21 protein-coding genes are annotated in these 26,543 nt (G+C 72.2%); 17 read left to right on the forward strand and 4 right to left on the reverse strand.

The genetic code is table 11. From position 1 onward, the window contains the following. The first annotated feature begins 127 nt into the window (after positions 1-127). The 8 genes from ACFYW7_RS25385 to ligA all read left to right on the forward strand — a co-directional run bounded on the left by ACFYW7_RS25385 (position 128) and on the right by ligA (position 9,615). On the forward strand, positions 128-1,102 hold the full coding sequence (locus tag ACFYW7_RS25385) for a quinone oxidoreductase family protein (protein WP_389506156.1): 975 nt from the start codon (positions 128-130) through the stop codon (positions 1,100-1,102). Positions 1,103-1,149: 47 nt separating this feature from the next. Next, a complete protein-coding gene (locus ACFYW7_RS25390) occupies positions 1,150-2,058 on the forward strand; it encodes a TauD/TfdA dioxygenase family protein (RefSeq protein ID WP_389506158.1) in 909 nt (302 codons plus the stop codon). Positions 2,059-2,092: 34 nt separating this feature from the next. Beyond that, entirely contained in the window at positions 2,093-3,451 is a 1,359-nt protein-coding gene (locus ACFYW7_RS25395) for an MFS transporter (RefSeq protein ID WP_389506160.1), read from the forward strand. Further along, complete coding sequence (locus ACFYW7_RS25400; protein WP_389506162.1) at positions 3,448-4,026, forward strand: RBBP9/YdeN family alpha/beta hydrolase; 579 nt, start codon at positions 3,448-3,450, stop codon at positions 4,024-4,026. The genes ACFYW7_RS25395 and ACFYW7_RS25400 overlap by 4 nt, the downstream gene beginning before the upstream one ends. 28 nt (positions 4,027-4,054) lie before the next feature. Beyond that, entirely contained in the window at positions 4,055-6,058 is a 2,004-nt protein-coding gene (locus ACFYW7_RS25405; RefSeq protein WP_389506164.1) for an acetoacetate--CoA ligase, read from the forward strand. Positions 6,059-6,293: 235 nt separating this feature from the next. Then, positions 6,294-6,668 (forward strand): hypothetical protein, encoded by a 375-nt coding sequence (locus ACFYW7_RS25410; RefSeq protein ID WP_389506166.1) that lies wholly within the window; start codon positions 6,294-6,296, stop codon positions 6,666-6,668. Positions 6,669-6,901: 233 nt separating this feature from the next. Beyond that, positions 6,902-7,324, forward strand: coding sequence for an ArsR/SmtB family transcription factor (locus ACFYW7_RS25415; protein ID WP_389506168.1), 423 nt, complete (start codon positions 6,902-6,904; stop codon positions 7,322-7,324). A 206-nt stretch (positions 7,325-7,530) separates the two neighbouring features. Next, a complete protein-coding gene (gene ligA, locus ACFYW7_RS25420) occupies positions 7,531-9,615 on the forward strand; it encodes an NAD-dependent DNA ligase LigA (RefSeq protein WP_389506171.1) in 2,085 nt (694 codons plus the stop codon). Between the two features lie 55 nt (positions 9,616-9,670). Here the strand turns inward: ligA and ACFYW7_RS25425 are convergent, their stop codons facing one another. Together ACFYW7_RS25425 and ACFYW7_RS25430 are read right to left on the reverse strand one after the other, a co-directional pair. Then, on the reverse strand, positions 9,671-10,141 hold the full coding sequence (locus ACFYW7_RS25425) for a GNAT family N-acetyltransferase (protein WP_389506463.1): 471 nt from the start codon (positions 10,139-10,141) through the stop codon (positions 9,671-9,673). Positions 10,142-10,335: 194 nt separating this feature from the next. Then, positions 10,336-10,746 (reverse strand): Fur family transcriptional regulator, encoded by a 411-nt coding sequence (locus ACFYW7_RS25430; protein ID WP_389506173.1) that lies wholly within the window; start codon positions 10,744-10,746, stop codon positions 10,336-10,338. Positions 10,747-11,338: 592 nt separating this feature from the next. On the opposite strand from ACFYW7_RS25430, the gene katG reads away from it, so the two are divergent. Both katG and lpdA read left to right on the forward strand, forming a co-directional pair. Then, positions 11,339-13,561, forward strand: coding sequence for a catalase/peroxidase HPI (gene katG, locus ACFYW7_RS25435; protein ID WP_389506175.1), 2,223 nt, complete (start codon positions 11,339-11,341; stop codon positions 13,559-13,561). A 194-nt stretch (positions 13,562-13,755) separates the two neighbouring features. Continuing rightward, positions 13,756-15,156: a dihydrolipoyl dehydrogenase gene (gene lpdA, locus ACFYW7_RS25440; RefSeq protein WP_389506177.1), complete on the forward strand. Its 1,401-nt coding sequence runs from the start codon at positions 13,756-13,758 to the stop codon at positions 15,154-15,156. Positions 15,157-15,414: 258 nt separating this feature from the next. On the opposite strand, the gene ACFYW7_RS25445 is transcribed toward lpdA, so the two are convergent. Continuing rightward, on the reverse strand, positions 15,415-18,180 hold the full coding sequence (locus ACFYW7_RS25445) for an ADP-ribosylglycohydrolase family protein (RefSeq protein ID WP_389506179.1): 2,766 nt from the start codon (positions 18,178-18,180) through the stop codon (positions 15,415-15,417). A 1,279-nt stretch (positions 18,181-19,459) separates the two neighbouring features. Here ACFYW7_RS25445 and ACFYW7_RS25450 point away from each other — a divergent pair. Beyond that, positions 19,460-21,868 carry a SpoIIE family protein phosphatase gene (locus tag ACFYW7_RS25450; protein ID WP_389506181.1) on the forward strand — a complete coding sequence of 803 codons (2,409 nt, stop codon included), beginning with the start codon at positions 19,460-19,462 and terminating at the stop codon, positions 21,866-21,868. 713 nt (positions 21,869-22,581) lie between these two features. On the opposite strand, the gene ACFYW7_RS25455 is transcribed toward ACFYW7_RS25450, so the two are convergent. Beyond that, complete coding sequence (locus ACFYW7_RS25455) at positions 22,582-22,941, reverse strand: STAS domain-containing protein (protein WP_389506183.1); 360 nt, start codon at positions 22,939-22,941, stop codon at positions 22,582-22,584. 84 nt (positions 22,942-23,025) lie between these two features. Between ACFYW7_RS25455 and ACFYW7_RS25460 the strand changes: the two genes are divergently transcribed. The 6 genes from ACFYW7_RS25460 (at position 23,026) to ACFYW7_RS25485 (ending at position 26,502) form a co-directional block, all read left to right on the forward strand. Then, positions 23,026-23,340 (forward strand): helix-turn-helix transcriptional regulator, encoded by a 315-nt coding sequence (locus ACFYW7_RS25460; RefSeq protein WP_389506185.1) that lies wholly within the window; start codon positions 23,026-23,028, stop codon positions 23,338-23,340. A gap of 269 nt (positions 23,341-23,609) precedes the next feature. Further along, entirely contained in the window at positions 23,610-24,134 is a 525-nt protein-coding gene (locus ACFYW7_RS25465; protein ID WP_389506187.1) for an STAS domain-containing protein, read from the forward strand. Positions 24,135-24,299: 165 nt separating this feature from the next. Then, positions 24,300-24,758, forward strand: coding sequence for a hypothetical protein (locus tag ACFYW7_RS25470; protein WP_389506189.1), 459 nt, complete (start codon positions 24,300-24,302; stop codon positions 24,756-24,758). A 129-nt stretch (positions 24,759-24,887) separates the two neighbouring features. Next, positions 24,888-25,163 (forward strand): hypothetical protein, encoded by a 276-nt coding sequence (locus ACFYW7_RS25475; protein ID WP_389506191.1) that lies wholly within the window; start codon positions 24,888-24,890, stop codon positions 25,161-25,163. Between the two features lie 105 nt (positions 25,164-25,268). Further along, positions 25,269-25,625 carry a hypothetical protein gene (locus ACFYW7_RS25480; protein WP_389506193.1) on the forward strand — a complete coding sequence of 119 codons (357 nt, stop codon included), beginning with the start codon at positions 25,269-25,271 and terminating at the stop codon, positions 25,623-25,625. A gap of 205 nt (positions 25,626-25,830) precedes the next feature. Further along, a complete protein-coding gene (locus tag ACFYW7_RS25485) occupies positions 25,831-26,502 on the forward strand; it encodes an HAD family hydrolase (protein WP_389506195.1) in 672 nt (223 codons plus the stop codon). The last annotated feature ends 41 nt before the right edge of the window (positions 26,503-26,543 follow it).

Raw genomic sequence — 26,543 nt, forward strand, 5'->3', positions numbered from 1 at the left:
CGGCCGGGGCCGCCTCGGGGCCGTCCGCCCGTCACGCCACGCGGCCGCCGGAGCCAGACCCCCCGGCTCCGGCGGCCCCTTCCCCGCCCCCGTCCCCGTCACCCGACACCAACAACGGAGCGCTCCCGTGGCTCACGCCATTCGATTCAAGGAGACCGGCGGCCCCGAGGTCCTGAGCTGGGAGGAGGTCGTCGTCGGCGACCCCGGCCCCGGTGAGGTCCGCGTCCGCCACCACGCCGTCGGACTCAACTTCGCCGACACCTACTTCCGCACCGGGCTCTACCCGGCGCCGCTGCCCGCCGGGCTCGGCGTCGAGGGCGCCGGCGTGGTGGAGGCGGTGGGCGAGGGCGTCACCCAGGTCGCCGAGGGCGACCGGGTCACGTACACGGGCAGTCCGCTCGGCGCCTACAGCACCGAGCGGGTCATGCCCGTCGACTCCCTGATCCGGCTGCCCGACGGCATCTCCTTCGAGACCGCCGCCGCGATGACCATGCGCGGTCTGACCTCCGCCTACCTGCTCCGCAGGATCCACCCCCTCAAGGCGGGTGACACCATCCTGCTGACCGCGGCGGCGGGCGGGGTGGGCCTCATCGTCAGCCAGTGGGCCAAGCTGCTCGGTCTGAACGTCATCGGCACCGTCTCCACCGAGGAGAAGGCCGAGCTGGCCCGCGCGCACGGCTGCGACCACGTCATCCACTACCGGCACGAGAACGTCGCCGAGCGGGTCCGTGAACTCACCGACGGCGCCGGGGTCCCGGTCGCCTTCGACAGCATCGGCAAGACCACCTACGCCGACTCGCTCGCGTCCCTGCGGCGCCGCGGTCTGCTGGTCTGCTTCGGCACCGCCTCGGGTCCCGTCCCGCCCATCGACGCCATGCAACTCGCCGTCCAGGGCTCCCTGTTCGTCACCCGGCCCGCACTCGCCGACTACATCGCGGACCCCGCCGAGCGGGCGGAACTCGCGGGCGAACTCTTCGACCACGTCACCTCCGGCCGCATCTCCATCGAGGTCAACCAGCGCTTCGCCCTGCGGGACGCCGCCCAGGCACACCGCGAGCTGGAGACGGGAAAGACCACCGGCTCGTCCGTCCTCGTCCTCTGAACCGACAACTCCCGCGGCCAACTCCACTGACTCCAGGAGGAAGCACCATGGAACACACGCTCGCTCCGCCCGAGGGCCCGGCGGTCCACGCCCACACCCGCGGCTCGATCAGGGTCGAACCGCTGACCTGCAACATCGGTGCGGAACTCTCCGGCGTGAACCTCGGCGACGCGTCCCGCGACGACGACCTGTTCGACGAGATCAGGGCCCTGCTGCTCCAGTACAAGGTGCTGTTCCTGCGGGACCAGGACATCACGCGCGCCGAACACGTCGCCTTCGCCGAGCGGTTCGGCGCGCTGGAGGACCACCCAGTCGCCGGCAGCGACCCCGAACACCCGGGACTGGTGCGGATCTACAAGGACCTGGACAGTCCGGCGGAGCACTACGAGAACGCCCTTCACACCGACGGCACTTGGCGCGAGAACCCGTCCATGGGCGCGGTGCTGCGCTGTATCGAGGGGCCGCCCGTCGGCGGGGACACGATCTGGGTCAACATGGCCGAGGCCTACCGCCGGCTGCCCGAGGACATCCGTACCAAGATCCGTGGTCTGCGGGCCCGGCACAGCATCGAGGCCACGTTCGGCGCCGTCATGCCGCAGGAGAAGCGGCACGCGCTCAAGGCGCAGTTCCCGGACGCCGAGCACCCGGTGGTGCGCGTCCACCCCGAGACCGGCGAGGAGATCCTCTTCGTCAACGCGTTCACCACCCACTTCGTCAATTACCACACACCGGAGAACGTACGGTTCGGGCAGGACTTCGCCCCCGGCGCGGGTCTCCTGCTCAACTACCTGATCGGCCAGGCCGCCGTCCCCGAGTACCAGGTGCGCTGGCGCTGGACCCCGAACAGTGTCGCCATCTGGGACAACCGCTCCACCCAGCACTACGCCGTGCAGGACTACTGGCCCGCCGTCCGCCGGATGGAGCGGGCCGGGATCATCGGCGACAGACCCTTCTAGATCCCTTTCCCCAACAGCGCGTGAGGTGATGACGATGGAGTTGCACACCACTGCTGGACCCATCTCCGAGACGGACAAGACCGCCTCGTCCGGATGGCCCGTGTCCCGACGTTACGCCTGGGTGGTCTTCGCCCTCAGTTTCGGCCTACTGCTGTCCGACTACATGTCCCGGCAGGTCCTCAACGCCGTCTTCCCGGACCTCAAGAGCGAGTGGCTCCTCACGGACGCCAGGCTCGGCACCCTCAGCGGCGTCGTCGCCCTCATGGTCGGCCTGCTCACCTTCCCCATGTCGCTGATGGCCGACCGCTGGGGCCGGGTCAAGAGCCTGCTGCTCGCCGCGACGATGTGGAGCGTGGCGACCCTCGGCTGCGCCGTCTCCGCGAACTACGACCAGATGTTCGTCGGACGCCTCTTCGTCGGCATAGGCGAGGCCGCGTACGGGAGCGTCGGCATCGCCGTCGTCCTGAGCATCTTCCCGATCGGTCTGCGCGCCACCCTCTCCGGTGCCTTCATCGCGGGCGGCGCCTTCGGATCGGTCATGGGCGTGTCGATCGGCGGCGCCGTGGCCGACAGCTTCGGCTGGCGCTGGGCGTTCGGCGTGATGGGCATCTTCGGTCTGGTCCTGGCCGTGATCTACGGCCTGGTCGTCACGGAGAAGAGGCTGACGCCGGACGGCGGTTCCCCCGACGCGGACCCGGATCCGGATCCGGATGTCCGCGGCCGGCTGCGGATGCTGCTGCCCCGGCTGTTCTCCTCGGTCTCGGTGATCAGCGCCTACGTGGGCAGCGGTCTCCAGCTCTTCATCGCCGGTTCCCTCATGGCCTGGCTGCCCAGCTTCTTCAACCGCTACTACGACATGCCGAAAGCCAGAGCGGGAGCCACCGCCGGCATCTTCATCCTGGTCATCGGCATCGGCATGATCGTCGGCGGCATCGTCTCGGACCGCATCTGCCGGGCCTACCCCATCCGCAAATGGACGGTCGCCATCGCCTGCAGCATCGGCTCGCTCGTCCTGCTCCTGGCCGCCTTCCGGCTGCCGACCGGCCCGCTCCAGCTGACGGCACTGGCGTTCGGAGCGCTGCTCTCGGCCGGTACCGCCGGTCCCGCGACCGCCATGGTCGCCAATCTGACCCCGTCGTCGATCTCCGCGACGGCGTTCGCCACCCTCACCCTCGCCAACAGCCTGATCGGTCTGGCTCCCGGGCCGGCCGTGACCGGCGCGCTCGCGGACAGCATGGGCCTGCGCGGCGCCCTGCAGGTCGTCCCGCTCACCGCGGTCGCCGCCACCGTCGTCTTCTTCATCGGCCGCCACTTCTACGACCGTGATCTGCTCCGTCTGACGAGCGCCCCCGCCCCCGCGGTGGAACCGCAGGACGCGGTGGTGACCGCGTGAGTCCCGGAACCGACCCGGTGATCGTGATCGTCCCGGGACTGCGCGATCACGTCGCCGACCACTGGCAGACCCTGCTGGCGGACCGGCTGACCGAGGCCGGACGCACCGTCCGCACCGTCCCGCCGCTCACCCAGGACCCCCTGAGTCGTGCGGCGCGGGTGGCGGCTCTCGACAAGGTGGTCTCGGAGGTCGAGGGTCCCGTCGTCCTCGTCGCGCACAGCGCCGGTGTGATGACCACGGTCCACTGGGCCCAGGGAAGCACGGCGCAGGTGCGCGGCGCGCTGCTCGCGACCCCGCCGGACTTCGAGACCCCGTTGCCCGAGGGTTATCCGACCCCCGAGGCACTCGCCGAGAACGGCTGGACGCCGGTGCCCCGGACACCCCTGCCGTTCCCCAGCGTCGTCGCGGCCAGCTCGAACGACCCCCTCGGCACGGTCGAGCGGGTCGCCGGACTGGCCCGCGACTGGGGCGGCCGCCTCGTGGAACTCGGCGAGGTCGGCCATCTCAACCCCGCGTCCGGACACGGCCCGTGGCCCCGCGCGGAGGACCTGCTCCGCGAAGTAGAAGCCGGCTGAACGCCGCGTCCAGCCCAGGAGGGCAACGATGAACACCGACACCGACCTGCTGTGGTCTCCCGGTCGCCCCGAGTTGGAGGACTCCAACGTCGCGAGCTTCATGGACTGGGTGAGCGAGGTACGGGGGCTCCGCTTCTCCGACTACGCCGAACTGTGGGAGTGGAGTTCCACCGACCTGGCGGGCTTCTGGTCGGCGGTGTGGGAGTTCTACGGGCTGGACGCGGTCACCGCGTACGAGGAGGTACTGGCCGAGGCGTCGATGCCGGGAGCCGTCTGGTTCCCCGGCGCCCGGCTGAACTTCGCCGAACGCTGCTTCGCCCGGGCCACGGACACCCGCCCCGCGCTCGTGAGCCTGACCGAGGGCGGCACTCCCGAGGAGACGTCCTGGGACGAGCTGCGCCGGCAGGTCGCCGACGTCGCGGCCGCCCTGCGCCGGATGGGCGTGGAGCCCGGCGACCGTGTGGCCGGTTACCTCCCGAACCTCCGCCAGACCGTGGTGGCGCTGCTGGCCACGGCCGCCGTCGGCGCCGTGTGGACGGTCTGCTCCCCCGACTTCGGCACGCCCAGCGTGCTCGCCCGGCTCCGCCAGGCGGGGCCGACGGTCCTGGTGGCCGCGGACGGGTACCGCTACGGCGGCAAGACCTACGACAAACGCCCGGACGTCGCCGAGCTCGCGGCCGGCCTGCCCACCGTCCGCCACCTCCTCGCCGTCGACAGCCTCTTCCCGGTCCCGGCCGGACCGTGGTCGGATCGGGCCGACGTGGAGCAGCACGCCTGGTCCGCGCTGCCGGCTGCCGGGGGACCGCTGGAGTTCGCCGACGTTCCGTTCGACCATCCGCTGTGGATCCTGTGGTCGTCGGGAACCACGGGGATTCCGAAGGGGATCGTCCAGGGGCACGGCGGCATCGTGGTCGAACTGCTCAAGGCCCTGGGCCTGGGCGTCGACCTGCGGCCCGACGACCGCTACCTCTTCCTCACGTCGACCAGCTGGATGGTCTGGAACTTCCTCGTCGGCGGACTGCTCCACGGCAGCACGGTCGTCCTGTACGACGGCAGTCCGACCCATCCCGGCGTCGACGGCGCCTGGCAGATCGCCGAACGGACCGGCGCGACCGTGATCGGCCTCGGTGCCGCCTATCTCACCGCCGTGGAGAAGGCGGACGTCCGTCCCGCGGAGACGTTCCGGCTCGACCGGCTGCGCACCGTCCTGCAGACCGGGTCGACCCTGCCGCCCAGTACCTGGCGCTGGGTCCACGACCGGCTGACCCCCGGTGTACGGCTCCAGTCCATCTGCGGCGGCACGGACGTGTGTTCGGTCCTCGCGGGCAGCACCCCGCTGCTGCCCGTCCGCGTGGGCCGGATCCAGGCTCCCGCGCTCGGCGTCGCCCTGGCCTCCTGGGACCCCCGGGGGCGGCCGCTGACGGGTGAACAGGGTGAGCTGGTGGTGACCGCGCCGCTGCCGTCCATGCCGCTCCGCTTCGTCGGCGACCCCGACGGCGCCCGCTACCGGGCCAGTTACTTCGAGACGTACCCCGGTGTCTGGCGGCACGGCGACTGGGTCACGATCGACCCCGACCTGTCGGTCGTCGTCGCGGGCCGCTCCGACTCCACGCTGAACCGCTCGGGCGTCCGCATGGGCTCCGCCGACATCTACGCCGTCGTCGACCAGCTCCCCGAGGTCGCCGACAGCCTCGTCATCGGCGTGGAACAGGAGGACGGCGCGTACTTCATGCCGCTGTTCGTCGTACCCGCCGAGGGCACCCCGCTCGACGACGGCCTGCGCCGGCGGATCACCACGGCCATCCGCGGCCGGCTGTCCCCGCGCCACGTGCCCGACCTGATCGTGCCGATCGCCGCCGTCCCCCGCACGCTCACCGGCAAGAAGCTCGAAGTGCCGGTCAAACGCATCCTCCAGGGTGCCCGCAGCTCCGAGGTCAGCAGCGAGGGTTCCGTCACCCACCCGGAGATGCTGGCCTGGTTCGCGGACTTCGCGCGGGACCGGGCGGGTTCGGCGTCCGCCTCGGCCGACTGATTCGCCCCCGCTCCAGCCGTCCCACTCCGGCTGTCCCAGCCATCGCCCCGAGCACGGTTCGCGATCATTCGGCGAGCAACATCGGTCAGTTCAGCACCGACCGGCAAGCCTTTCGATACTCCTTCCGCCAGTCCCGGAACAACTCGGCTGCCCGCCCCGGACGGTCCGTAGGGTCCTGGTCACCGACCGCGCCGGAAACCCTCGGCTCGCGCGGTGACCAGGAGGAGACATCGGTATGGCAAATGTGGAGATCTCCCTCAAGGAGACGATGACGTCCATCGAGGGCGCGCTGGGCGTCGCCCTCGTCGACTACACGAGCGGCATGGCACTCGGCACCCTGGGGGGCGGCAAGGACCTCGACCTCAATGTCGCCGCGGCGGGCAACACCGACGTGATCCGGGCCAAGGTACGCACGATGGAGCACCTCGGGCTCAAGAGCAAGATCGAGGACGTCCTGATCACGCTCTCGGCCCAGTACCACCTGATCCGGCCGATCACCGGCCGGAACGGCAACGGGATGTTCCTGTACCTCGTACTCAACAAGGCGACCTCCAACCTGGCCATGGCCCGCCACCAGCTCGCACGCATCGAATCCGAACTCGAGGTCTGACAAACCGCCTTCTCCGTACCTCCGCATGCCCACGACTTGAAGACTTCTTCAATTCGGTACATCCAGATCGGGTCAATCCCGTGGGCGTGCGGAGGCGGAGCCGCAAGGATCTGTCCCCAGGGCACCGTTGGCGGCGGCAGGTACTCAGGCCCCGACACCGAGCGCGACGGCGGGCGGACAGCCACCGCACCAGCCGGCGCAACAGCCCGTCCCAGGCGGCAGGGAGCGAACGATTGACCAGACAGGTCCCCCTCTACCAGGCCAAGGCCGAGTTCTTCCGCATGCTCGGACACCCGGTCCGCATCCGGGTCCTGGAACTGCTGCAGAGCGGCCCCGTCTCGGTGCGCGACCTGCTGAGCGAGATCGAGATCGAACCCTCCAACCTCTCGCAGCAACTGGCCGTGCTGCGCCGCTCGGGCATCGTGGTGTCCATCCGCGAGGGCTCGACCGTGAGTTACGCGCTGGCCGGCGGCGACGTCGCCGAGCTGCTGCGGGCCGCCCGCCGCATCCTCACCGAACTGCTCGCCGGACAGACCGAGTTGCTGGCCGAACTCCGCCAGGCCGACCGTGACACGGGCCTGGCTCCCGATCCACGTGAACCGGGCCTCGTCGTCACCCGCCCGGCGCGCGCCTCCTCCGCCGTCCGGGGACACTGACCCCACACCCTCGGCCCGGCCCCGGTCCTGCGGGCCCCGCTCCTGCGCGCGCACCACATGGCCGGGGAGCCCGGACCCGGCGGCCGACGGGACATCTCCGGCCGACCCGAGCCTCCCTTGCCGACACCCCCGACGCGACCTCCGCGGGGGCTGTTCCGCGACGCGGCGGGAGGGCGTTGTCAGTGGTGGCAGGCAGGATGAGGGGCATGACAACACCAGTCGCAGTGATCGTGGACGCCGTCGCCTACGCGCAGGCGGTCGAGGACGCGTTGAAGGCTTCGGCCGCCTACTACGAGGGCGGCACGTCCGTGCTGGACGACGACGCCTACGACAGGCTCGTGCGCGGGATCGCCGCGTGGGAGGCCGAGCACCCCGATCAGGTACTGCCCGACTCGCCGACGGGGAAGGTCGCCGGCGGCGCCGTGGAGGGCGACGTGCCGCACACGGTGGCCATGCTGAGCCTGGACAACGTGTTCTCCCCCGAGGAGTTCACCGCCTGGACCCTCTCGCTGGCCCGGCGCGTCGGTCACGAGGTGGAGCACTTCAGCGTCGAGCCGAAGCTCGACGGACTCGCCGTCGCCGCGCGCTACAGCCAGGGACGCCTCACCCGGCTGATCACCCGCGGCGACGGAACCGCCGGTGAGGACGTCTCGCACGCGATCGGCACCGTCGAGGGCCTTCCCGCCGAACTCACCGAACCGCTCACCTTGGAGGTGCGCGGCGAAGTCCTCATGACGACGGCCCAGTTCGAGCACGCCAACGAGGTGCGCACCGCGCACGGCGGGCAACCGTTCGCGAACCCGCGCAACGCCGCGGCGGGCACCCTGCGCGCCAAGGACCGCGCCTACACCGTCCCGATGACCTTCTTCGGCTACGGCCTGCTCCCCCTGCCCGGCGCCGAGGACGAGACGGCCGCGGAGCTGGGCGAGCTCGCGCACAGCGCCCTCATGGCGCGTGCCGCGGAGCTGGGCGTGAACACACCCGCCACCACCGCGGTTCCCGGCGTCACGGCGGCGACCGCGGAGCAGGTACTGGCCCGCGTCCAGGAGATCGGCGCGCTGCGGGCCGAGTTGCCGTTCGGGATCGACGGGATCGTCGTCAAGGCCGACCTGGCCGCCGACCAGCGGGCCGCGGGGTCGGGCTCTCGCGCGCCGCGCTGGGCGATCGCGTACAAGCTCCCCGCCGTCGAGAAGATCACCCGGCTGCTGGAGGTCGAGTGGAACGTCGGCCGTACGGGGATCATCGCCCCGCGAGCCGTACTGGAGCCGGTCGAGATCGACGGCTCGACCATCACGTACGCCACCCTGCACAACCCGGCGGACATCACGCGTCGCGATCTGCGGCTGGGCGACCATGTGATGGTCCATCGCGCCGGTGACGTCATCCCCCGCATCGAGGCGCCCGTCGCCCATCTGCGCACCGGCGAGGAGCGGCCGATCGCGTTCCCCGAGACGTGCCCCAACTGCGGCTCCGGCATCGACACCAGCGAGCAGCGCTGGCGCTGCGAACAGGGCCGCAACTGCCATCTGGTGGCCGCGCTGTCGTACGCCGCCGGCCGCGACCAGCTCGACATCGAGGGGCTCGGCCACACGCGGGTCGTCCAGCTCGTCGAGGCCGGTCTGGCCGCCGATCTCGCCGACCTGTTCTCCCTGACGCGCGATCAGCTCCTCGGTCTGGAGCGCATGGGCGAGACCAGCACCGACAACCTCCTCGCCGCGATCACGGCGGCCAAGGGCCAGCCCCTGTCACGGGTGCTGTGCGCGCTCGGTGTCCGCGGCACCGGCCGTTCCATGTCCCGGCGCATCGCCCGGTACTTCGCCACCATGGAGAACGTGCGCGCGGCGGATGCCGAAACGATGCAGCGGGTCGAGGGCATCGGCACGGAGAAGGCTCCGTCGATCGTGGCCGAACTGGCCGAACTCGCCCCGCTCATCGACAGACTCGTCGCCGCCGGGGTCAACATGACCGAGCCCGGCGCGACCCCGCCCGCCCCGGCCGACGAGACCGACCCGGGCACGGAGGCCGACACGGCGTCCGCCGGGCCGCTGGCCGGGATGACGGTCGTGGTCACCGGGGCGATGACCGGGGAGCTGGAGAAGCTCAGCCGCAACCAGATGAACGAACTCATCGAGCGCGCCGGCGGACGCTCCTCCTCCAGCGTGTCGAAGAAGACGACCCTGGTCGTCGCCGGGGAGGGCGCCGGGTCCAAGCGTGCCAAGGCCGAGACCCTCGGGATCCGGCTCGCCGCGCCGGAGGAGTTCGCCGTGCTGATCGCCGACCACCTCGGCTGAGCCGGCGGTCCCGATCCCCGGGGAACGCCCCCGGCGGTCATCGCGGGGAGCCCTGTCAGGGCCGTGGGCCGAGACGTCGGGCCAGCACCTGTCCCGGCCAGGTCCCGGACAGGAACCGCTCGGTCGGGGTGAACCCGTTGCGTTCGTAGTACGCGACCAGTTCGCCCCCGCCGCCCGCCCAGCAGTCGACGCGCAGCAGGGCGACCCCGGCGCGCCGGGTCTCCTCGGCGGCGCGGGCGAGCAGCTCCGCCCCGATGCCCCGCCCGGCATGCCGCCGGTCGGACACCAGGAGCCGGACGTACCGCTCGGGTTCTCCGGCGGGCCCGATCGGCATGAGCGGGTTGGGCCCGGAGTCCAGGACCAGGGCTCCCACGGGTGTTCCGCCCGCCTCCGCGATGAAGGGGGCGTTCTCGGTCGTGTACCGACGGACCCGTTCCGCCCCGCCCGACGTCCGCGAGTACGGCGTCGTGCCCCACTGTTCGGTGTTGCCGCGGTCGTTCATCCAGACCACGGCGGCGTCGAGCATGTCCAGAATGGCCGGTGCGTCGGCCGGGCCTCCCGGCCGGATGCGTATGGCTGGTGCGGTGGCGTTCACGGCGGGAGTCTAGGCACGGCCGGGCGCGACCCGACCGTGCCGGTCCGGCACCGCGCGGATCACACGGGAACCGGCCGCGCACCCGTCCGGGAGGGAACGGTCCCGTCCCGGACGCGGGGCACGGATCAGGCGCACGAAGGGCACAGGCCCCGGTAGGTGACCTCGACGGCGGCCACCGTGAAACCGAATCGTTCCGTCGCCGGCAGGTCGGTCAGCGGGTCGCCGTTCGGGTGGACGTCACGCACGGTCCCGCAGCTGGAACACACCAGGTGCTGGTGGGGGTGGTGCGCGTTGGGGTCGTAGCGCTTGGCCCGGCCGTCGGTGGAGACCTCCAGGACCTCACCGAGGGAGACCAGCTCCCCGAGGGCGTTGTACACGGTCGCCCGGGAGATCTCGGGCAGCCGCTCGACCGCGCGCGCGTGCACCTCGTCGGCCGTCAGGTGCACATGATCGCCGTCGAGGACCTCCGCAACGACACGCCGCTGGGAGGTCATGCGCCAGCCGCGCCCTCGCAGTCGCTCCAGCAGGTCACTCATATCGGTTCACCATTTCAGGTTCGGCGGGAGCCCGCAGCTTATCGGTGCGCATCCGGGTCCGATCGGATATGGGCTTGGCGCCCTTCTTGACTTGGACTCTGTCCATTGTAGGATCGGTTTTGGCGCTGGCCAAGGGACAGAATGACTTCAGTACGGGCAGGAGACACAGATCATGTCGGGACCCGCCGTGGAACCGCACGGCGCCGGCCTGCGAGTGACGGCCGCCCGTGACACGCTGCTGGGGTCGTTCCCGGTGTCCGGAACCGCCTCGGCGACGAGGCGAACGCTTCCGGTTCCGGAGCACGCCGACCCGGCGTCGCGTCTCTCCTCACGTCTCATACGGCCCTCCGTCCGCCCACCGCGGCGAGACTCGCACCCCGCGTCGGTCCGGCCCGGCCGGCCCGGTGCGAGCGGTCCACCACGCCCTCGCGTGTGCGGAGGGAGGCGCCCCTGCCCTCTCCCGCCCGCTCCCCCTGGCCTCCCCGTCGACTCCGTCGACGGCTCCGGGGCCGGCCACCGGGGCCCCCGCCCCGGAGCTTCCCCCACCCACAGTCTCTGAGCACCGAGATCCACCCCGCCCGGAAGGATTCCCATGTCCGAGAACCATGACGCGATCGTCACCGACCCGAAGACGGAAACCGGAGGTGGCTGCCCCGTCGCGCACCAGCGTGCCCCGCACCCGACCCAGGGCGGCGGAAACCGCCAGTGGTGGCCGGAGCGGCTCAACCTGAAGATCCTCGCCAAGAACCCCGCCGTCGCGAACCCGCTCGGCGAGGACTTCGACTACGCCGCGGCCTTCGAGTCCCTCGACCTCCCGGCCGTGAAGGCGGACATCGCCGAGGTCCTCACCACCTCGCAGGACTGGTGGCCCGCCGACTTCGGCAACTACGGCCCCCTCATGATCCGCATGGCGTGGCACAGCGCGGGCACCTACCGCATCAGCGACGGCCGCGGCGGCGCCGGTGCCGGGCAGCAGCGCTTCGCCCCCCTCAACAGCTGGCCGGACAACGGCAACCTGGACAAGGCCCGCCGTCTGCTGTGGCCGGTCAAGAAGAAGTACGGCCAGAGCCTGTCCTGGGCCGACCTCATGATCCTCACCGGCAACGTCGCCCTGGAGCAGATGGGCTTCGACACCTTCGGCTTCGCCGGCGGCCGCGAGGACGTCTGGGAGTCCGAGGAGGACGTGTACTGGGGCCCCGAGACCACCTGGCTCGACGACGAGCGCTACACCGGCGACCGTGAGCTGGAGAACCCGCTCGGCGCGGTGCAGATGGGCCTCATCTACGTCAACCCCGAGGGCCCCAACGGCAACCCGGACCCGATCGCCGCGGCCCGCGACATCCGTGAGACGTTCCGCCGGATGGCGATGAACGACGAGGAGACGGTCGCCCTGATCGCGGGCGGTCACACCTTCGGCAAGACCCACGGCGCTGGCCCGGCCGAGAGCGTCGGCGACGACCCCGAGGCCGCCCCGATCGAGGCGCAGGGCCTCGGCTGGAAGAGCACGTACGGCACGGGCAAGGGCGGCGACGCCATCACGTCGGGCCTGGAGGTCACCTGGACCAACACGCCCACCCAGTGGGACAACAGCTTCTTCGACATCCTCTTCGGTTACGAGTGGGAGCTGACCCAGAGCCCCGCCGGCGCCAACCAGTGGAAGCCGAAGGACGGCGCGGGCGAGGGCACCGTCCCGCACGCCCACGACTCCTCGAAGAAGATCGCTCCGGCGATGCTCACGACGGACCTGTCGCTGCGCTTCGACCCGATCTACGGGCCGATCTCCCGCCGCTTCCACGAGAACCCCGCCGAGTTCGCGGACGCCTTCGCTCGCGCCTGGTACAAGCTGACCCACCGCGACATGGGCCCGAAGTCCCTCTACCTCGGCCCGGAGGTCCCCGCGGAGACCCTGCTGTGGCAGGACCCGCTGCCCGAGGCGGAGGGCGAGGTCATCGGCGCCGAGGACGTCTCCGCCCTCAAGGCGAAGATCCTCGACTCGGACCTGACCGTCGCGCAGCTGGTCTCCACCGCGTGGGCGTCTGCCTCGACGTTCCGCGGCAGCGACAAGCGCGGCGGCGCGAACGGCGCGCGCATCCGTCTGGAGCCGCAGCGCAGCTGGGAGGCCAACGACCCCGACCAGCTGGCGTCGGTGCTGCGCACGCTCGAGGGCATCCAGCGCGACTTCAACGCCGGTGGCAAGAACGTCTCCCTGGCCGACCTGATCGTCCTCGGCGGCAGCGCCGCCGTCGAGAAGGCCGCCAAGGACGCCGGTCACGACGTCGAGGTGCCCTTCACCCCGGGTCGCGTCGACGCGACGGAGGAGCAGACGGACGCCGAGTCGTTCGCCGCTCTGGAGCCGAGGGCGGACGGCTTCCGCAACTACCTCGGCAAGGGCAACCGCCTGCCGGCCGAGTACCTGCTGCTCGACCGGGCGAACCTGCTGACCCTGAGCGCGCCGGAGCTGACGGTCCTCGTCGGCGGACTGCGCGTCCTGGGCGCGACCCACCAGGGCTCCTCGCACGGTGTCCTCACCGGGACCCCGGGCAGGCTGACCAACGACTTCTTCGTCAACCTGCTCGACCTGGGCACGACGTGGAAGGCGACGTCGGAGGACGCGACCACCTTCGAGGGCCGCGACGACGCCACCGGCGAGGTCAAGTGGACCGGCACGCGTGCCGACCTCGTCTTCGGCTCGAACTCCGAGCTGCGCGCGCTCGCGGAGGTCTACGCGAGCGACGACGCCCAGGCGAAGTTCGTGAACGACTTCATCGCCGCCTGGGACACGGTCATGAACCTCGACCGGTTCGACCTCGTCTGACACCCGATGTCCGACGCCTGACACCCGATGTCCGACGTCTGACGCTTGAAGTCCGGGCCGGCCCCCAGTGGGGGCCGGCCCGGACTCTTTCGGGCGCGGGCCCTGGCCCCGGTCCCGGCTTGCCACGGCGTGCCACGGCCCGCGGGACCTGCGGCATCGGTGATCCGATGGGGTGGCGCTCTAGGGTGGCTGCCATGAGCGCACACTTTGACGTGGTGGTCCTGGGCGCCGGCCCCGGAGGATATGTCGCGGCTATCAGAGCCGCCCAACTCGGACTCAGCACGGCGATCGTCGAGGAGAAGTACTGGGGCGGTGTGTGCCTGAACGTGGGGTGCATCCCGTCGAAGGCACTGCTGCGCAACGCGGAGTTGGCCCACATCTTCACCCAGGAGGCGAAGACCTTCGGCATCCGGGTGGACGGCGAGGTGAGCTTCGACTACGGCGCGGCCTTCACCCGCAGTCGCAAGGTGGCGGACGGACGGGTCAAGGGCGTCCACTACCTGATGAAGAAGAACAAGATCACCCAGTACACGGGGCGCGGCACCTTCGACGACGACCACACGCTGCGGGTCGCCCTGTCGGACGGCGGGACGGAGACGGTCACCTTCGACCACTGCGTCATCGCCGCCGGCGCCACGACCAGACTGCTCCCCGGAACCTCACTGAGCGAGCGCGTGGTGACGTACGAGGAGCAGATCCTCTCGGACACGCTGCCGGAGAGCATCGTCATCGCGGGCGCGGGGGCCATCGGCGTCGAGTTCGCCTACGTGCTCCACAACTACGGCGTCGACGTCACCCTCGTCGAGTTCCTCGACCGGATCGTCCCGCTGGAGGACGAGGAGGTCTCCGCGGAGCTGGCCCGCCGTTACAAGCGGCTCGGCATCAACGTCCTGACGTCCACCCGTGTCGAGGCGATCGACGACTCCGGGGACAGGGTCAAGGTCATGGTGACCACCGGCGGCCAGCGGCAGACGCTGGAGGCCGGCAAGGTCCTGCAGGCGATCGGCTTCCAGCCGCGGGTGCGGGGATACGGCCTGGAGAACACCGGTGTGAAGCTCACGGACCGCGGGGCGATCGACATCGACGCCCGCTGCCGTACGAGCGTGCCGCACCTCTACGCCATCGGTGACGTGACGGCGAAGCTGATGCTGGCCCACGCGGCCGAGTCGATGGGCATCGTGGCGGCCGAGACGATCGCCGACGCGGAGACGATGGAACTCGACTACGTCATGATCCCGCGGGCGACGTACTGCCAGCCGCAGATCGCCAGTTTCGGCTGGACCGAGGCCCAGGCCCGTGAGAGGGGCTTCGACGTCCAGGTGGCGAAGTTCCCGTTCACCGCCAACGGCAAGGCCCACGGCCTGGGCGAGACCGCCGGTTTCGTGAAGCTCCTCAGCGACGCGCGCCACGGCGAGCTGCTCGGGGCCCACTTGATCGGGCCCGAAGTAACCGAGTTGCTGCCGGAGTTGACGCTCGCTCAGCAGTGGGACCTGACGGTCCACGAGGTCGCGCGCAATGTGCACGGGCACCCCACCCTCGGCGAGGCAGTCAAGGAAGCCGTCCACGGACTGGCCGGCCACATGATCAACATGTGAGTCGAGAGTGCCGCCGCACCCGCGCCGACCCGAACGGACGCGCGTCGGGAGCGGTGCGGCGGCACCTCCGCCCCTCCGGCCTTCCAGCTCTCCGCCCCCCAGCCCTCCTGCTCCTCCACCAGCTCAGCCGCCTCCGGTCACCCGCCTCCACGGTCGCTCGGCACGGGGGCACGCGGTCGGGTGGAGGCGGTCTCCCCGGCCCACCCGCCGTCAGCCGCCCGGCGCGGGTCACGCGGTCGCGGGGTGTTCGGTGAGGGATCACCAACCGGGGTAGCGGTCCCTCCAGTTCGGGTCCCAGCCTCCTTCGTACTCGCTGCCGCTGGGCGCGTCCGTGAGCTGGGCGACGAGGTCGCGGGCCAGGGTGTCGAGGACCCAGGCCAGTTCGTGGCGGCTGACCACGTCGACGGGCAGGGCCTCGGCGCCGTGGGCCGCTCCGAGCAGCGCGCCGGCGACGCAGGCGACCGAGTCGCCGTCCGGCGCCCCGGCGGCGAAGCTCAACGCGGCCGCCGTCCGGTCCCGCTCGGGGAAGGAGGCGGCGACGTACACGCCACCGAGCAGGGCCGAGGGCGCGGTGGCGTCCGGTGCGAGCTTCGCGAGCCGCTCGGCGTCGGCCGGGTGCGCGGCGGATTCCTCCAATACGGCGGTGAGCCGGTCGAGTTCACCGGAGGCGGGACCGGCGTCCATGGTCCGAAGGGCGCTGAGGCCCTCCCGTAGCGCCTGCCGCACCCGCGTCCGGCCGCCGGGCGAAGCGTCCACCTCGGTCGGGCCGGTCAGGCAGTGCTGAGCCAGCACCACCGCCTGGGCAGTCGCGGTGTGCGCGGCGGGGTCGCCGTGGGTGAGGGCCGCGATCGCGCGGGCCGTGTCGGCTGCCGGCTCGAAGCCGTGGGCGGAGCCCAGCACGGCGACCGGAAGCGTACGGGTGAGAGCGTGGCAGCCGCGACTGGTCGTCGGCCTCTCCACGGGGCCGCGCACGCCCTTGGCGAGCGCGGCCACGGTCGCCGGTGCCGAGCCGCGTCGTTCGGCCAGGGCGGGCACCTGGGCGAGCCATCCGTCGGGCCACATCTGATCGCCCGATCCCCAGCGTTGGGCCGGGAGTCCTTGAAGGGTGGCCCACCGGCAGTAGGCGTGCCAGACCGCTGTCACCGGGGCGTAGGAAAGGCTCCTGTGGTCGCCGCGGACCCACGCGCGAACGGCGCCTTCGGCGGTGAAGCAGGCCAGTTGGGTGCTGACCCCGGCCCGCAACGGACCGTCGGCCGGCAGCTCGCCCTTGGCGCGGCCGAGCGTGTCGCCGACGGCCAGTCCGAGCAGCAGCCCGCGCACCCGCGACATTGCGTGCCTCTCCTTGAGGAACTCCCGGGGTTCCCGGTCCCCGCCCTGTTTCCCCGCGAAACGCGCCTCCTGTTCGGCGGAGGCGTCGTCGCGGGGACCGGTCCTGCCGTCCGTCGTCCGGGCGCTCCCCGTGGCGTCGTGCGTCTCGGTGCTCCGCGAAGCGATTCCGGCCGTCTTCGCCTCGGGCGCCGCCGGGGCGGCCAACTCATGGACCGCGTCGCGCAGTTCGGGGTGCGCCTCCAGGTGCCAGCCGTTCACCAGGGTCTCGCGCAGGTCCTTCAGGGCGATCTTGGGGTCGATGCCCGTGGCCAGGTGGCTGTAGGCGGCGGCGACGGCCGGGGTGCGGCTCTGCCCGGCGTAGCAGTGGAGCAGGACCCGCTTGCCCTCCTGACGCAGCCGCAGCACTTCACGGGCGGCCTGGTCCACCACGTAGTGGAGGTTGGCGTTGGCTCCCTGGCTGTCCACCAGCCAGACGCGGACGTGCTCGACGTCGCTGCCGGCCAGGACCGGTCCCGTGCCCATGCGGCACAGCGACACCACGGCGTCGACCTCGACCGGCTCGGTTCCCTGGGCCGTGGTCAGGTTGCCCAGCACCACTGCGGGGTCGTGCGGGTGCGGCAGGGCGAAGCCGGGGTGGGAGGAGACCAGTCGCGGCGTCGAGGGCCAGCCGGCGGCGTCGTCGCTGCCGCCGCGGGAGGTGAGCAGTGCCAGCCGGACCAGATCGGTCCCGTCCAGGCCCGGCCAGCCGTTGACGGCGCGCTGCCATTCCAGCGGGACACCGGAACAGCCCCAGCGTGCGCCGAGCAGGGCGCCGGCGATCGCGGCGACGGTGTCGGTGTCCGTGCCCGCGCGTACCGCCGCCTCCAGGGCCGACCGCAGGTGCTGCGCGGGGAAGCTGCCCTCGGCGGGGTTCAACTCCGGTACGGCGGTGCGGGTGATCGCCGACCAGGCGGCCTGGAGCGCGTGGACGACCCAGCCGTTGTTGGCGAAGTGGTGCGGCGGGCGGGCCTCCGCCTCGTCCAGCCGCTCGGCCCACAGAGCCCGGCGTTCGGCGGGCAGGAGGTCCAGGCCGGCGCGTACGCCGTCGAAGGTCCCGTCCAGCACCGCGGTACGGATGCCGGAACACCACAGCACGCAGGCGTCGGCGCAGTCCGGGTCGGGGTGGGTGAGCGCGCTGACGGCGACGGCGGCCTCGGCCATCACGGCGGCGTCGCCGAGATGGGCCAGGGCCACGATCCCGGTGCGCATCAGCGAGCCGTTCCCCGCGCTGCGCGCGTTACCGGCGGTGTACTCGCGGGCGGCCTCCCGCATCGCCGTGCCCGCCGACCCGGGTGCGCGGGCGGCGACGCTCAGAATCAGGCTGGTCTGGTTTCCGACGTCGCTGGCGCCTTCGCCCAGCCAACCCTGGAAGTTGGCGGCGATCGCGTCCAGCGCCTCGGGGCTGCGCAGGTCCGCCCCGGTGGCGGCGACCTGGGCGATGCAGACCTGCATCTGGGTGTCGTCGGAGTACTCGCCGGGCTCGTACGGCCCCAGGCCGCCGCCGATCATCCTCGGCTGCTGATCCTCGCTCAGTGTCGCCTTGAACTCGTACGGCACGCCCAGCGCGTCGCCCACGGCCGCGCCGAGCAGCACTCCGGCGGCGCGGTCGGCGGCCCGCGCGTCCAGCTCGGGGTCGGGTACGGGAACGCGGGCCATGAGGACTCCAGGTGGTGCGACGGCCCTCGGGAACCGGGCCGGGCGGGTGGTGTGATCCGGGGACGGAGTGGTCGGTCGTCCGGATCGACGTAGCCGGGAAAGCGCTGGACACAGCAAGACGCTCATGCCACGACCTCCGGCGTGACGGCTGCGTCAGCCTCACACGAGGACCCACTTATCGTCAATGGGACGCTATGAAATCCTGCCGGGCGCGTGCCGACGGACGTCCGGCCTCAACCGCCGGTGCGCATACGGACGGTGGGACCGCCGGCCGGGCGGCGGGCTGCGCGTGAGGCCGGGCTGGGGTCGGAGGCCCGATGAGGGGTTCGGCGCTGATGGCGATCGCGCCTCGGACATCACCAAGGGCCCACGGGTGAGGGAGGGTTCGCCCGACGCGGGGATAACGACCGGTGCGGAAGCGGCACGGCAGGGCGGAAGCGGCAGGACCCGTCGAAGGCCGCGGCTGCCGAAGGTGCCCACAGCGGCCGGGACAAGTGGGAGCGAGCAGGTCCACCGACCGCTCCGAGCACCGGAGCAGGTCGCCCGAGCGCGGAAGCCGGCCGCCGCGAGAACCGAAGCCGCCGGCCCGAGCACCGGGTCGGTCACCGCGAGCCGGAACTCCGCGGGCGCGTCGTCATGCGCGACGGGACGTGGCTGGCCCGACGTCCTCCCTGACCCGAGGGCCCTCAGCGCGGACGGCGCGGACCCGTGCCCCTCGAGGAACGCCTCCCGGGCGCAGCGATCCGGCCCTCATCTCCGCGATTTCCTGCGGCGCCGAGTGAGCGCGCGGCCGGCCGTCCCCTCCCCGCGATGTGCCGCGGTTCCTCCCGCATTCCGGCGACATTCCGTGCCGCGAGGCCGGATCCCGGCTCGGTCCCGCCGGACAGGCGAGGTCCTCCCGGGATGCGGGGTGTGTTCGCAGAGGGTCAGATGGAACTCATGAGAGGGACACCGGCCCTGACGTCCGGCTGGAAATACCTGCCGGGGTCTCATGGGCGTGCGGTGCGGGCGTATCGGGGCGCCGCAGCGAATCCGCAGCTCAAACGCCTGGCCGCGCCATCCGCCGCCGGGGTGCGACACGGCTGTGTCCCCCAGGCCGCGGTCCGGGACCCGATCGGTCAGGACGCCGGGACCGCCTCGAACCCGGCGGCGCGATCGCCCCGTACGGGCGGCACGCGGGTTCGGCCCGGGAGGAGTCCGACCGGCGACCGGCTCAGAACATGCCGTCCGACCGGACGCCGCCCATGGACCGGCCGCAGCGGGAGGTGCTGAACGGCACATGGTCGCTCCCCCTGGTGACGCCCGCTCACTGAGCGCCCGGCCGCGCGACGCCCGGCTCGTCCTGGACGAGCGGGGCACCGTCGCGCGGTGGAGCCCTGAGGCCGAGCAGCTCCTCGGCTACGACGCGCGGGAGGCTCTGGGCCGGCACGTCACCGTATTCCTCGACCAGCCCCCGTCCGGCCTCTCCGGGCCCCCCGGACAGGTCGCGGCACGGCATCGGGACGGCCACCGGGTGCCCGTCCGCGCGACGGTCGGTCCGCTGTCCGGACCCGGCGGAGCCCTGCACTGGTCGGTGGAGCTGACCACCGCGTCGGACGCGGCTCAGGACGAGATCGACGCCGCACTGCTCCGGGCGCTGCTGACCGATTCCCCGCTCGCCGTCCAAGCCGTCGACGGCGATCTGCGGTTGCTGCGCCTGAACCTCGCCGGTCCGGGGGTCCGCGGAGTGGTGGGCGCGGAGGCCATCGGCCGGCACGTCCGCGACGTGGCGCCGGGGCTGGTCGACGACCGGGTCGAGCGGCAGATCCACCAGGTGGTCGAGACCGGCCGGCCGCTGGGCTTCGTGCACCGCGGCCGTCCTCCCACCGACCCCGCCCACGACCACGTCTACTCGGTGACCTTGTTGCCCCTGAAGGACTCCGCGGGGCAGAGCATCGGGGTCTTCGTCGCCTCCCAGGACATCACCGAGCGGCAGCGGGCCGAGGAGCGCCTGAGCCTCCTGGCGGAGGCCGGCACCCGGATCGGCACCACGCTCGACGTCGTCACCACGGCGCGGGAGCTGGTCGACGCCGCGGTCCCGGCCATCGCCGACATCGTCACGGTCGACGTGCTCGACGACGTGCTCCACGGCGAGGCGTCCGCGCCAGGACCGGTCGGCGGGGCCACCCGGCTTCGTCGCGCGGCCTTCCGCAGCACCGGGGAACTGCGCGCGCGGCCGGCTTACGCCGCCGGGGACCTGGTCGAGTACATGCTCCCTTCGCACACCGCCGCCCTGACCGAACTGCGGCCCGTCCTGGTCCCTCGTCTGCACGGCGACCAACTGTCCGCGAGCGACCGTCGCACCGCGCGCATCCGCGCGGACGCGGCCCACTCCCTGATGGTCGTCCCCCTCGCCGCCCGCGGCGTGGTCCTGGGCCTGGCCAGCTTCTACCGGGCTACCGAGCCGGACCCCTACGACGAGGACGACCTGCTGCTCGCCACCGAACTGGGCGCCCGGGCGGCCTTGTGCATCGACAACGCGCGTCAGTACACCCGCGAGCGCGGCGCCGCCCTGGCTCTGCAACGCACCCTGCTCCCGCGGTCCGTCCCGCCGCAGAACGCCGTGGAGGTGGCCTGGCGCCACGAGTCCGCGCGCAGTCCCGGGGACTGGTTCGACGTCATCCCCCTGTCCGGCGCGCGGGTCGCCCTGGTCGTGGGCCGGATGGCGGGCCAGGGCATCGACGCCGCCGCCGCGATGGGGCAGCTCCGCATGGCCATCAACACTCTCGCCGCCCAGGGCCTGGCCCCCGACGAACTGCTCGGCCAGTTGCACGACCTGGTGACCGGACACAGCGACGAGAGCACCGCCGACGCCCGGGGAGCCCCGGCCCACGCCCAGATGCAGGGCGCCACCTGCCTGTACTCGATCTACGACCCCGTCTCGCGCCGCTGGACCCTCGCCCGGGCCGGCCATCCCGCGCCGGTCGCCGTCACCCCGCAGGGTGGGGTCGAGACGCTCGACGTCCCCGAGGGTCCTGCCCTGGGCACCGGTCACCCGCCCTACCGGACCGTCGAGGTGGAACTGCGGGAGGGCAGCACGCTCGCGCTGTTCACGCCCAGCCTGCTGCCGTCGGGCGGTGCCGACCGGGCCGCCGCCACGAGCGCCCTGTGCCGCGTCCTGGGCGGTGATCCCCAGCGCACGCTGGAGGGCACCTGCGACGCGGTGGTCCGTGCGCACCGGCCCGACGGCGACGAGGGTTTCGTCCTGCTGCTGGCCCGGACCCGGGTGCTGGCCACGGACGACGTCGCGTCATGGACCTTCTCCGAGGACCCGGCGGTCGTCGCGACGGCCCGCTCGGTGAGTCTGGGCCAGCTCGCCACCTGGGGCCTGGACACGCTCGACTTCACGACCGAGCTGATCGTCAGCGAGCTCGTCACGAACGCCATCCGTTACGGAGCGGGGCCGATCGGCCTGCGCCTGATCCGGGACCGCGCGCTGATCTGCGAGGTCAGCGACGGCAGCAGCACCTCCCCGCACCTGCGGTACGCCTACGAGACCGACGAGGGTGGCCGCGGCCTGTTCCTCGTCGCCCAGCTCGCCCGTCGCTGGGGCACCCACTACTCCGCCCGGGGGAAGACCATCTGGGCCGAGCAGCCCCTTCCGTCCCCGGACAGCTCCCGGCCGGCGCCCGTCCCGGAGATCGGCTGACCACACCGGCCGCTCCGTGGCGGCGGACAGGGAGGCGGAGGTGGTCGGACGCGTGTGAGCGCTGGAGCCCAAAGTGGCCGTATACCGTCCTTACCCTCACCCGGCTCCGCGTTCTAGCCTTCTCGGTGCAGGGGAGTTGGGACCAAGCTCCGTGTCCGCGCCGGCGCTCGGGATCTCGCGCCTTTTCCCGGCACCGGTTCGGGCGCCGCCCATGGTGGGCCGGGGCCGGATCACCGACACGCGCCGGCTCCGCCCCGCCCACCGTCCTCACCGGCCGGTTGGAGCCCGGGGTGATCCCGCGCACCCCTGGAAAGGCCGGTGAGGACGGCCCCTCGGCGAGGACGGCACACACGAGGGGAGCCTGTGCCGTCCTCGAGCGGCCGCCGCTGCCCGCCCGGCCCGGCGGCGGCCGCCACACCGACGAACGACCGTCGTCCGCCGCCCGGACGGTGCGACGCGGCCTCTCTCACCACTCAGTTTCCTCCGCCGGTCTTTCCGGGGAAGGCACCGGACACGATTGCTACAAAGAGGGTCGTCATCGCGCCAACGGGCGAACAGGTCACCGCCGTGGCCCGCCGGCCGGGTGGCAGCCTTCAGCGGGACGGCTGCCCGCCCGTCGTCAGCCGATCCTCGTCACGGGGTGGCGACGGGGGCGGTGGGAAACCGTCCCCTCGGCCTCGACCGCCGCGGCCGACTGGCCCGGAAGGTCGCCATCAGGACACCGCGCGCGAGATCGATGGTCGCCGCGTCGCCATGGCCCGACGGAGCTGTTCGAGTTCGGTGTCCGGCGTCGGAGCGGTGTTCCCGGTTCCGTCGAGGGCGCGGCATGGAGCGCCGGGCCGGGCGTGGTCGCGCGGCCGGCCGCCCGGCGCCCGGGCGTCGCCGAAGAGGTGCCGGGTGTCCGTCGGCATCAGCAGCGTCTCGGCCGACGGGCTGGTGGCCTGGAGCGCGAGCGTCTTGCCCTGGGCCTCGGCGTGGTGGCGTGCCCGCAGCAGGACGTCGAGACCGGAGCAGTCGCTGAAGGGGACAGCGCTCAGGTCGAGGTTCACACCGGCTGCGGTCACCAGGTTCACCCCCGCCCCGCACAGGCATCAAGGGATACATGAATTTTTTTTCGCCTCTTTGAAAGCGTGAATCCTGGACCGTATGCTGGGGGGATGGGTGAAGTTTCCGAGACACACACCGGATGGACCTTCCTCACCAACCATGCCCGTGTGCTGGTCGCGATCGCCGACGACCAGAACATGCGCATCCGGGACATCGCCGCGCGATGCATGCTCACCGAGCGAGCCGTGCAGAAGATCATCGCGGATCTGGAGGAGGGCGGGTACCTCACGCACACGCGGCAGGGCCGGTCCAACGCCTACCGCATCGAACCGGGCACTTTCCTGAGGCATCCCGCGGACAACGGGCCGACCGTCGCGGAGCTGCTCCGCCTGCTCGCCCGACACAACACGCCCCAGCGGGCGTAGCGGCACGGCGAGGACGTCCCGCCGAGCGGTCCGGCCCCTCGGGGCCACCCCCGCATGCCCGCATGCCCGCACGTTCACGGAACCGAGTGGCGGCCGTGATCCTCGCGCCGCCCGTCCCGCGTGCGATCGCCCCCCCACCCCGCCCCACCGCATGCGACGCAGAATTCAGGCAACGAAAAGCATGAACCGCATTTCATGTACCTCTTGACGTCCATCGGGTCGCGGGTGAAGCTGGAACCGGAACTGGCAGCTCCCCGAGTGAGGCCACCATGCCGGACAAGAGCGCTTCCCCCGACAACGCGGGTTCGGCCCTCTCCGCCCGCCGTTCACCGCTGAGGACGGCCACCCACGTGGTCGGCGACCGGACTACGGCGGCGCCGACCGGTGACATCGACTTCAGCAGCGAGCGCGCCTTCCACCTGGCGCTCAGCGCGGCGCTGGAGGGTTCCGTCAGCGGCGTCGACCTCGATCTGAGCGCGGTCGGCTTCTGTGACTGCTCCAGTCTCAACGTCGTACTGCGCATGCGCCGTCGCGCCCTGGCGGACGGCAAGACCCTCGTCGTCCGGGCCACCAGCCCCGCCGTGGAGAGACTGCTGGCGCTGACCGGCACCCGGGATCTGCTCACGGACCGCCCCCGCGACGACACGGACGAACCGCACACCGCCCGCTTCACGGCGCCCCGCTCCGACGTCTCCGCATTGCCGGTCTCCTCGCCTCTCCGCAAGGACGACCTGGTCGAAGTGGACGACGTGGAACGTCCGGGAGAACCGCCGGGCGGCACCGCCCGGCCATAGGGGCCCCGCGTCCGCCACGCCAAGACCACCGCCCGGCCGCCGCGGCATCTCCGGGACGGACCCCCTCCCGGCCACGGCGCCGGGTTTGCGCCTGGAACAGGTGGGAACTCCGAGGTTCGCGGTCAGGAAGCGGCCGATTCCACATCCCGCTCACCGGAGTGAACTGTGACTGCCCCGACGTACCGTCTGCGCGGAGAGGACCAGGTCATCGAACTGGGTGACGTCGTCAGCGACCGCGACGAACCCGCGATCGAGGAAGAGCTGATCCGGCTCATGCCGCACCGCTCGGCGCGCTCCGTCGTCCTGGTCCTGCGCGCCCCCACCGTCACCGCCGCGACCCTGCGCCTGCTGCTCCACCTGCGTCGGGCCGCCGACGCGCACGGCGTCGTCCTGCGTGTCGTCGTACCCGATCCACGGGCGGCCCGCCTCCTTGAGCTCGCCGGCCTGCGCGACCAGGTGCGCCTCGGCACTCCCCCGCCCGAGGCCGCGGCGGCGGACCGCGACCCCGGTCGACCTGTACCGCCCCGTGCGGCCCGAAGGCGCCTGCGGGCGATCTCCAGGTCGAACGCGCAGATCAGGTCCCATCTCTACGCGCTCGTCCGGGCCCAACTCCCGCACCCCTGAGCGGAACGGGCACGCCAGGCATGCCGAGGAGCGCGGGGCACGAGAAAGCCGGAGGTGAGACCGTCGGCCGGTGGGGTACTCGCGCAGGGTGCCGCGTCCCGCGTGAGGACGCGAGGAAGCGAGAGCGCCGTGACCGATCGCCGCCCGGAAGGCTCCGGGAACGGTGGGGACCCGATTCCGCAGCCGATACCGAGGGACCTCCCCGACCAGCAGGCCACCTCGGACGAGGATCCCTGGGACGTGGTCGGAGCGGAGATGCAGGCGGCCCTCGACGAGCGGACCGACCGGCGGGTTCCCGACCCCGAGATCCCCGACACCGACGAAGCCGGCACCGGCCGCGACGGCGCCCCGCACTCCGCCGGCCCGCATCCCGAACAGCCCGTGCCCGACGAACCCTCCGATTGACACCCCGGCCGCCCGTATCCGCTTTTCGGGGTGTTCGCGGCGGACCTCGCCTCCGCGGACGGGCCCGAGCACACCGTCGTAACCCAGCGAAAGGAGCGTGACCCGATGGTCACCGTGTCTCTCACCGGAGGGTCCCGGGAGGACGCCGCCAGCGTCTTCGACGTCCTGCGAACGGCGTTCCCGCTCGACCGCCCCTCCGACGAGGTGCCGCACGAACAGCCGGCCGGCCGGCCTCTCGTATGGACCTCCCTGTTCGAACCGACCGAGGAACGGATCCCGACCGGTCCGGCACCGCTGGAGGGTTCGGTCACCGCGACGCTGCAGGGCGGCTACGCCGCCGTGGACCTGCTGCGTGCGGCCCTGGACGGCGCGTTCGCCGTCGAGGAGCGCGGCACGGCGTCGGGTGACCAGGAGAAGGAGGTCGATCTGCAGCTGCGGGCCAAGCGTTCCCGAGACGGATGACGGCCCGGCGTACGGGGCGGGCGGCCGCTCGGGGCGCCGGACCGGCCGGGCCTCCCGCTCCCGGTGATGTCCGCCCACGAGGAGGAGAGCGATCGAGGTCGCTCGCGTCCGGATCGGCGGCGACCACCAGGAGCCCTGCCTGGAACGGGCCGAGCGCGGACTGCTTCCCGCTCTTCGGGAACGGTGAGAGGGCGAGGACATCCACATGACCACGAAACGCGCCGCCATCTTCGATGTCGACGGGACGCTCGTCGACACCAACCACCTGCACGTCGTCACCTGGTGGGAGGCCTTCCGGCAGGGCGGTCACCGCGTCCCCACGCGGGAGATCCTGCGGGCCGTGGGCCTCCCCGGCGGCGACCTGATCGAGCACCTGCTCGGCGAGGACCGTGACCCCGCCGACGACGAGCGGTTCGTCGCGGCCCATCACGCCCTCTACGCCACGTATTTCGACCGGCTGTCGGCGTTCGAGTCGGCGGCCGAGCTGTTGCGCGCGCTGTCCCGGCGGGGCTGGGAGATCGTCCTGGCCAGCTCGGCCGGCGATGCGGAGCTGTCGGCGCTCCGCCGTGCCATCGGCGCGGACGACGTCATCCTCGGGGCGGCCGGCGCGGACGACGTCGCCGAGGGCAAACCCGCCCCCGGCCCCGTCCGGCAGGCCAGGGAGGTCGCCGGCGTACCGAGCGAACGAGCGGTGTTCGTCGGGGACACCGTCTGGGACATGGAAGCCGCCGTACGGGACGGGGTCACCCCTGTGGCCGTGCTGTCCGGCGGGATACCGCGAGCCGACCTGGAGTCCGCCGGTGCCCGCGCGGTGTACCGGGATCCCGCCGACCTCCTCGACCACCTGGACACCAGCGTCTTCGCCGACCGGGACTGAGGGGACTCCCGGCGTCCTCACCGGGTCGTGCTCCCCTTCTC

Source organism: Streptomyces sp. NPDC002580 (genome assembly GCF_042889485.1).
Taxonomy (GTDB): Bacteria; Actinomycetota; Actinomycetes; order Streptomycetales; family Streptomycetaceae; genus Streptomyces.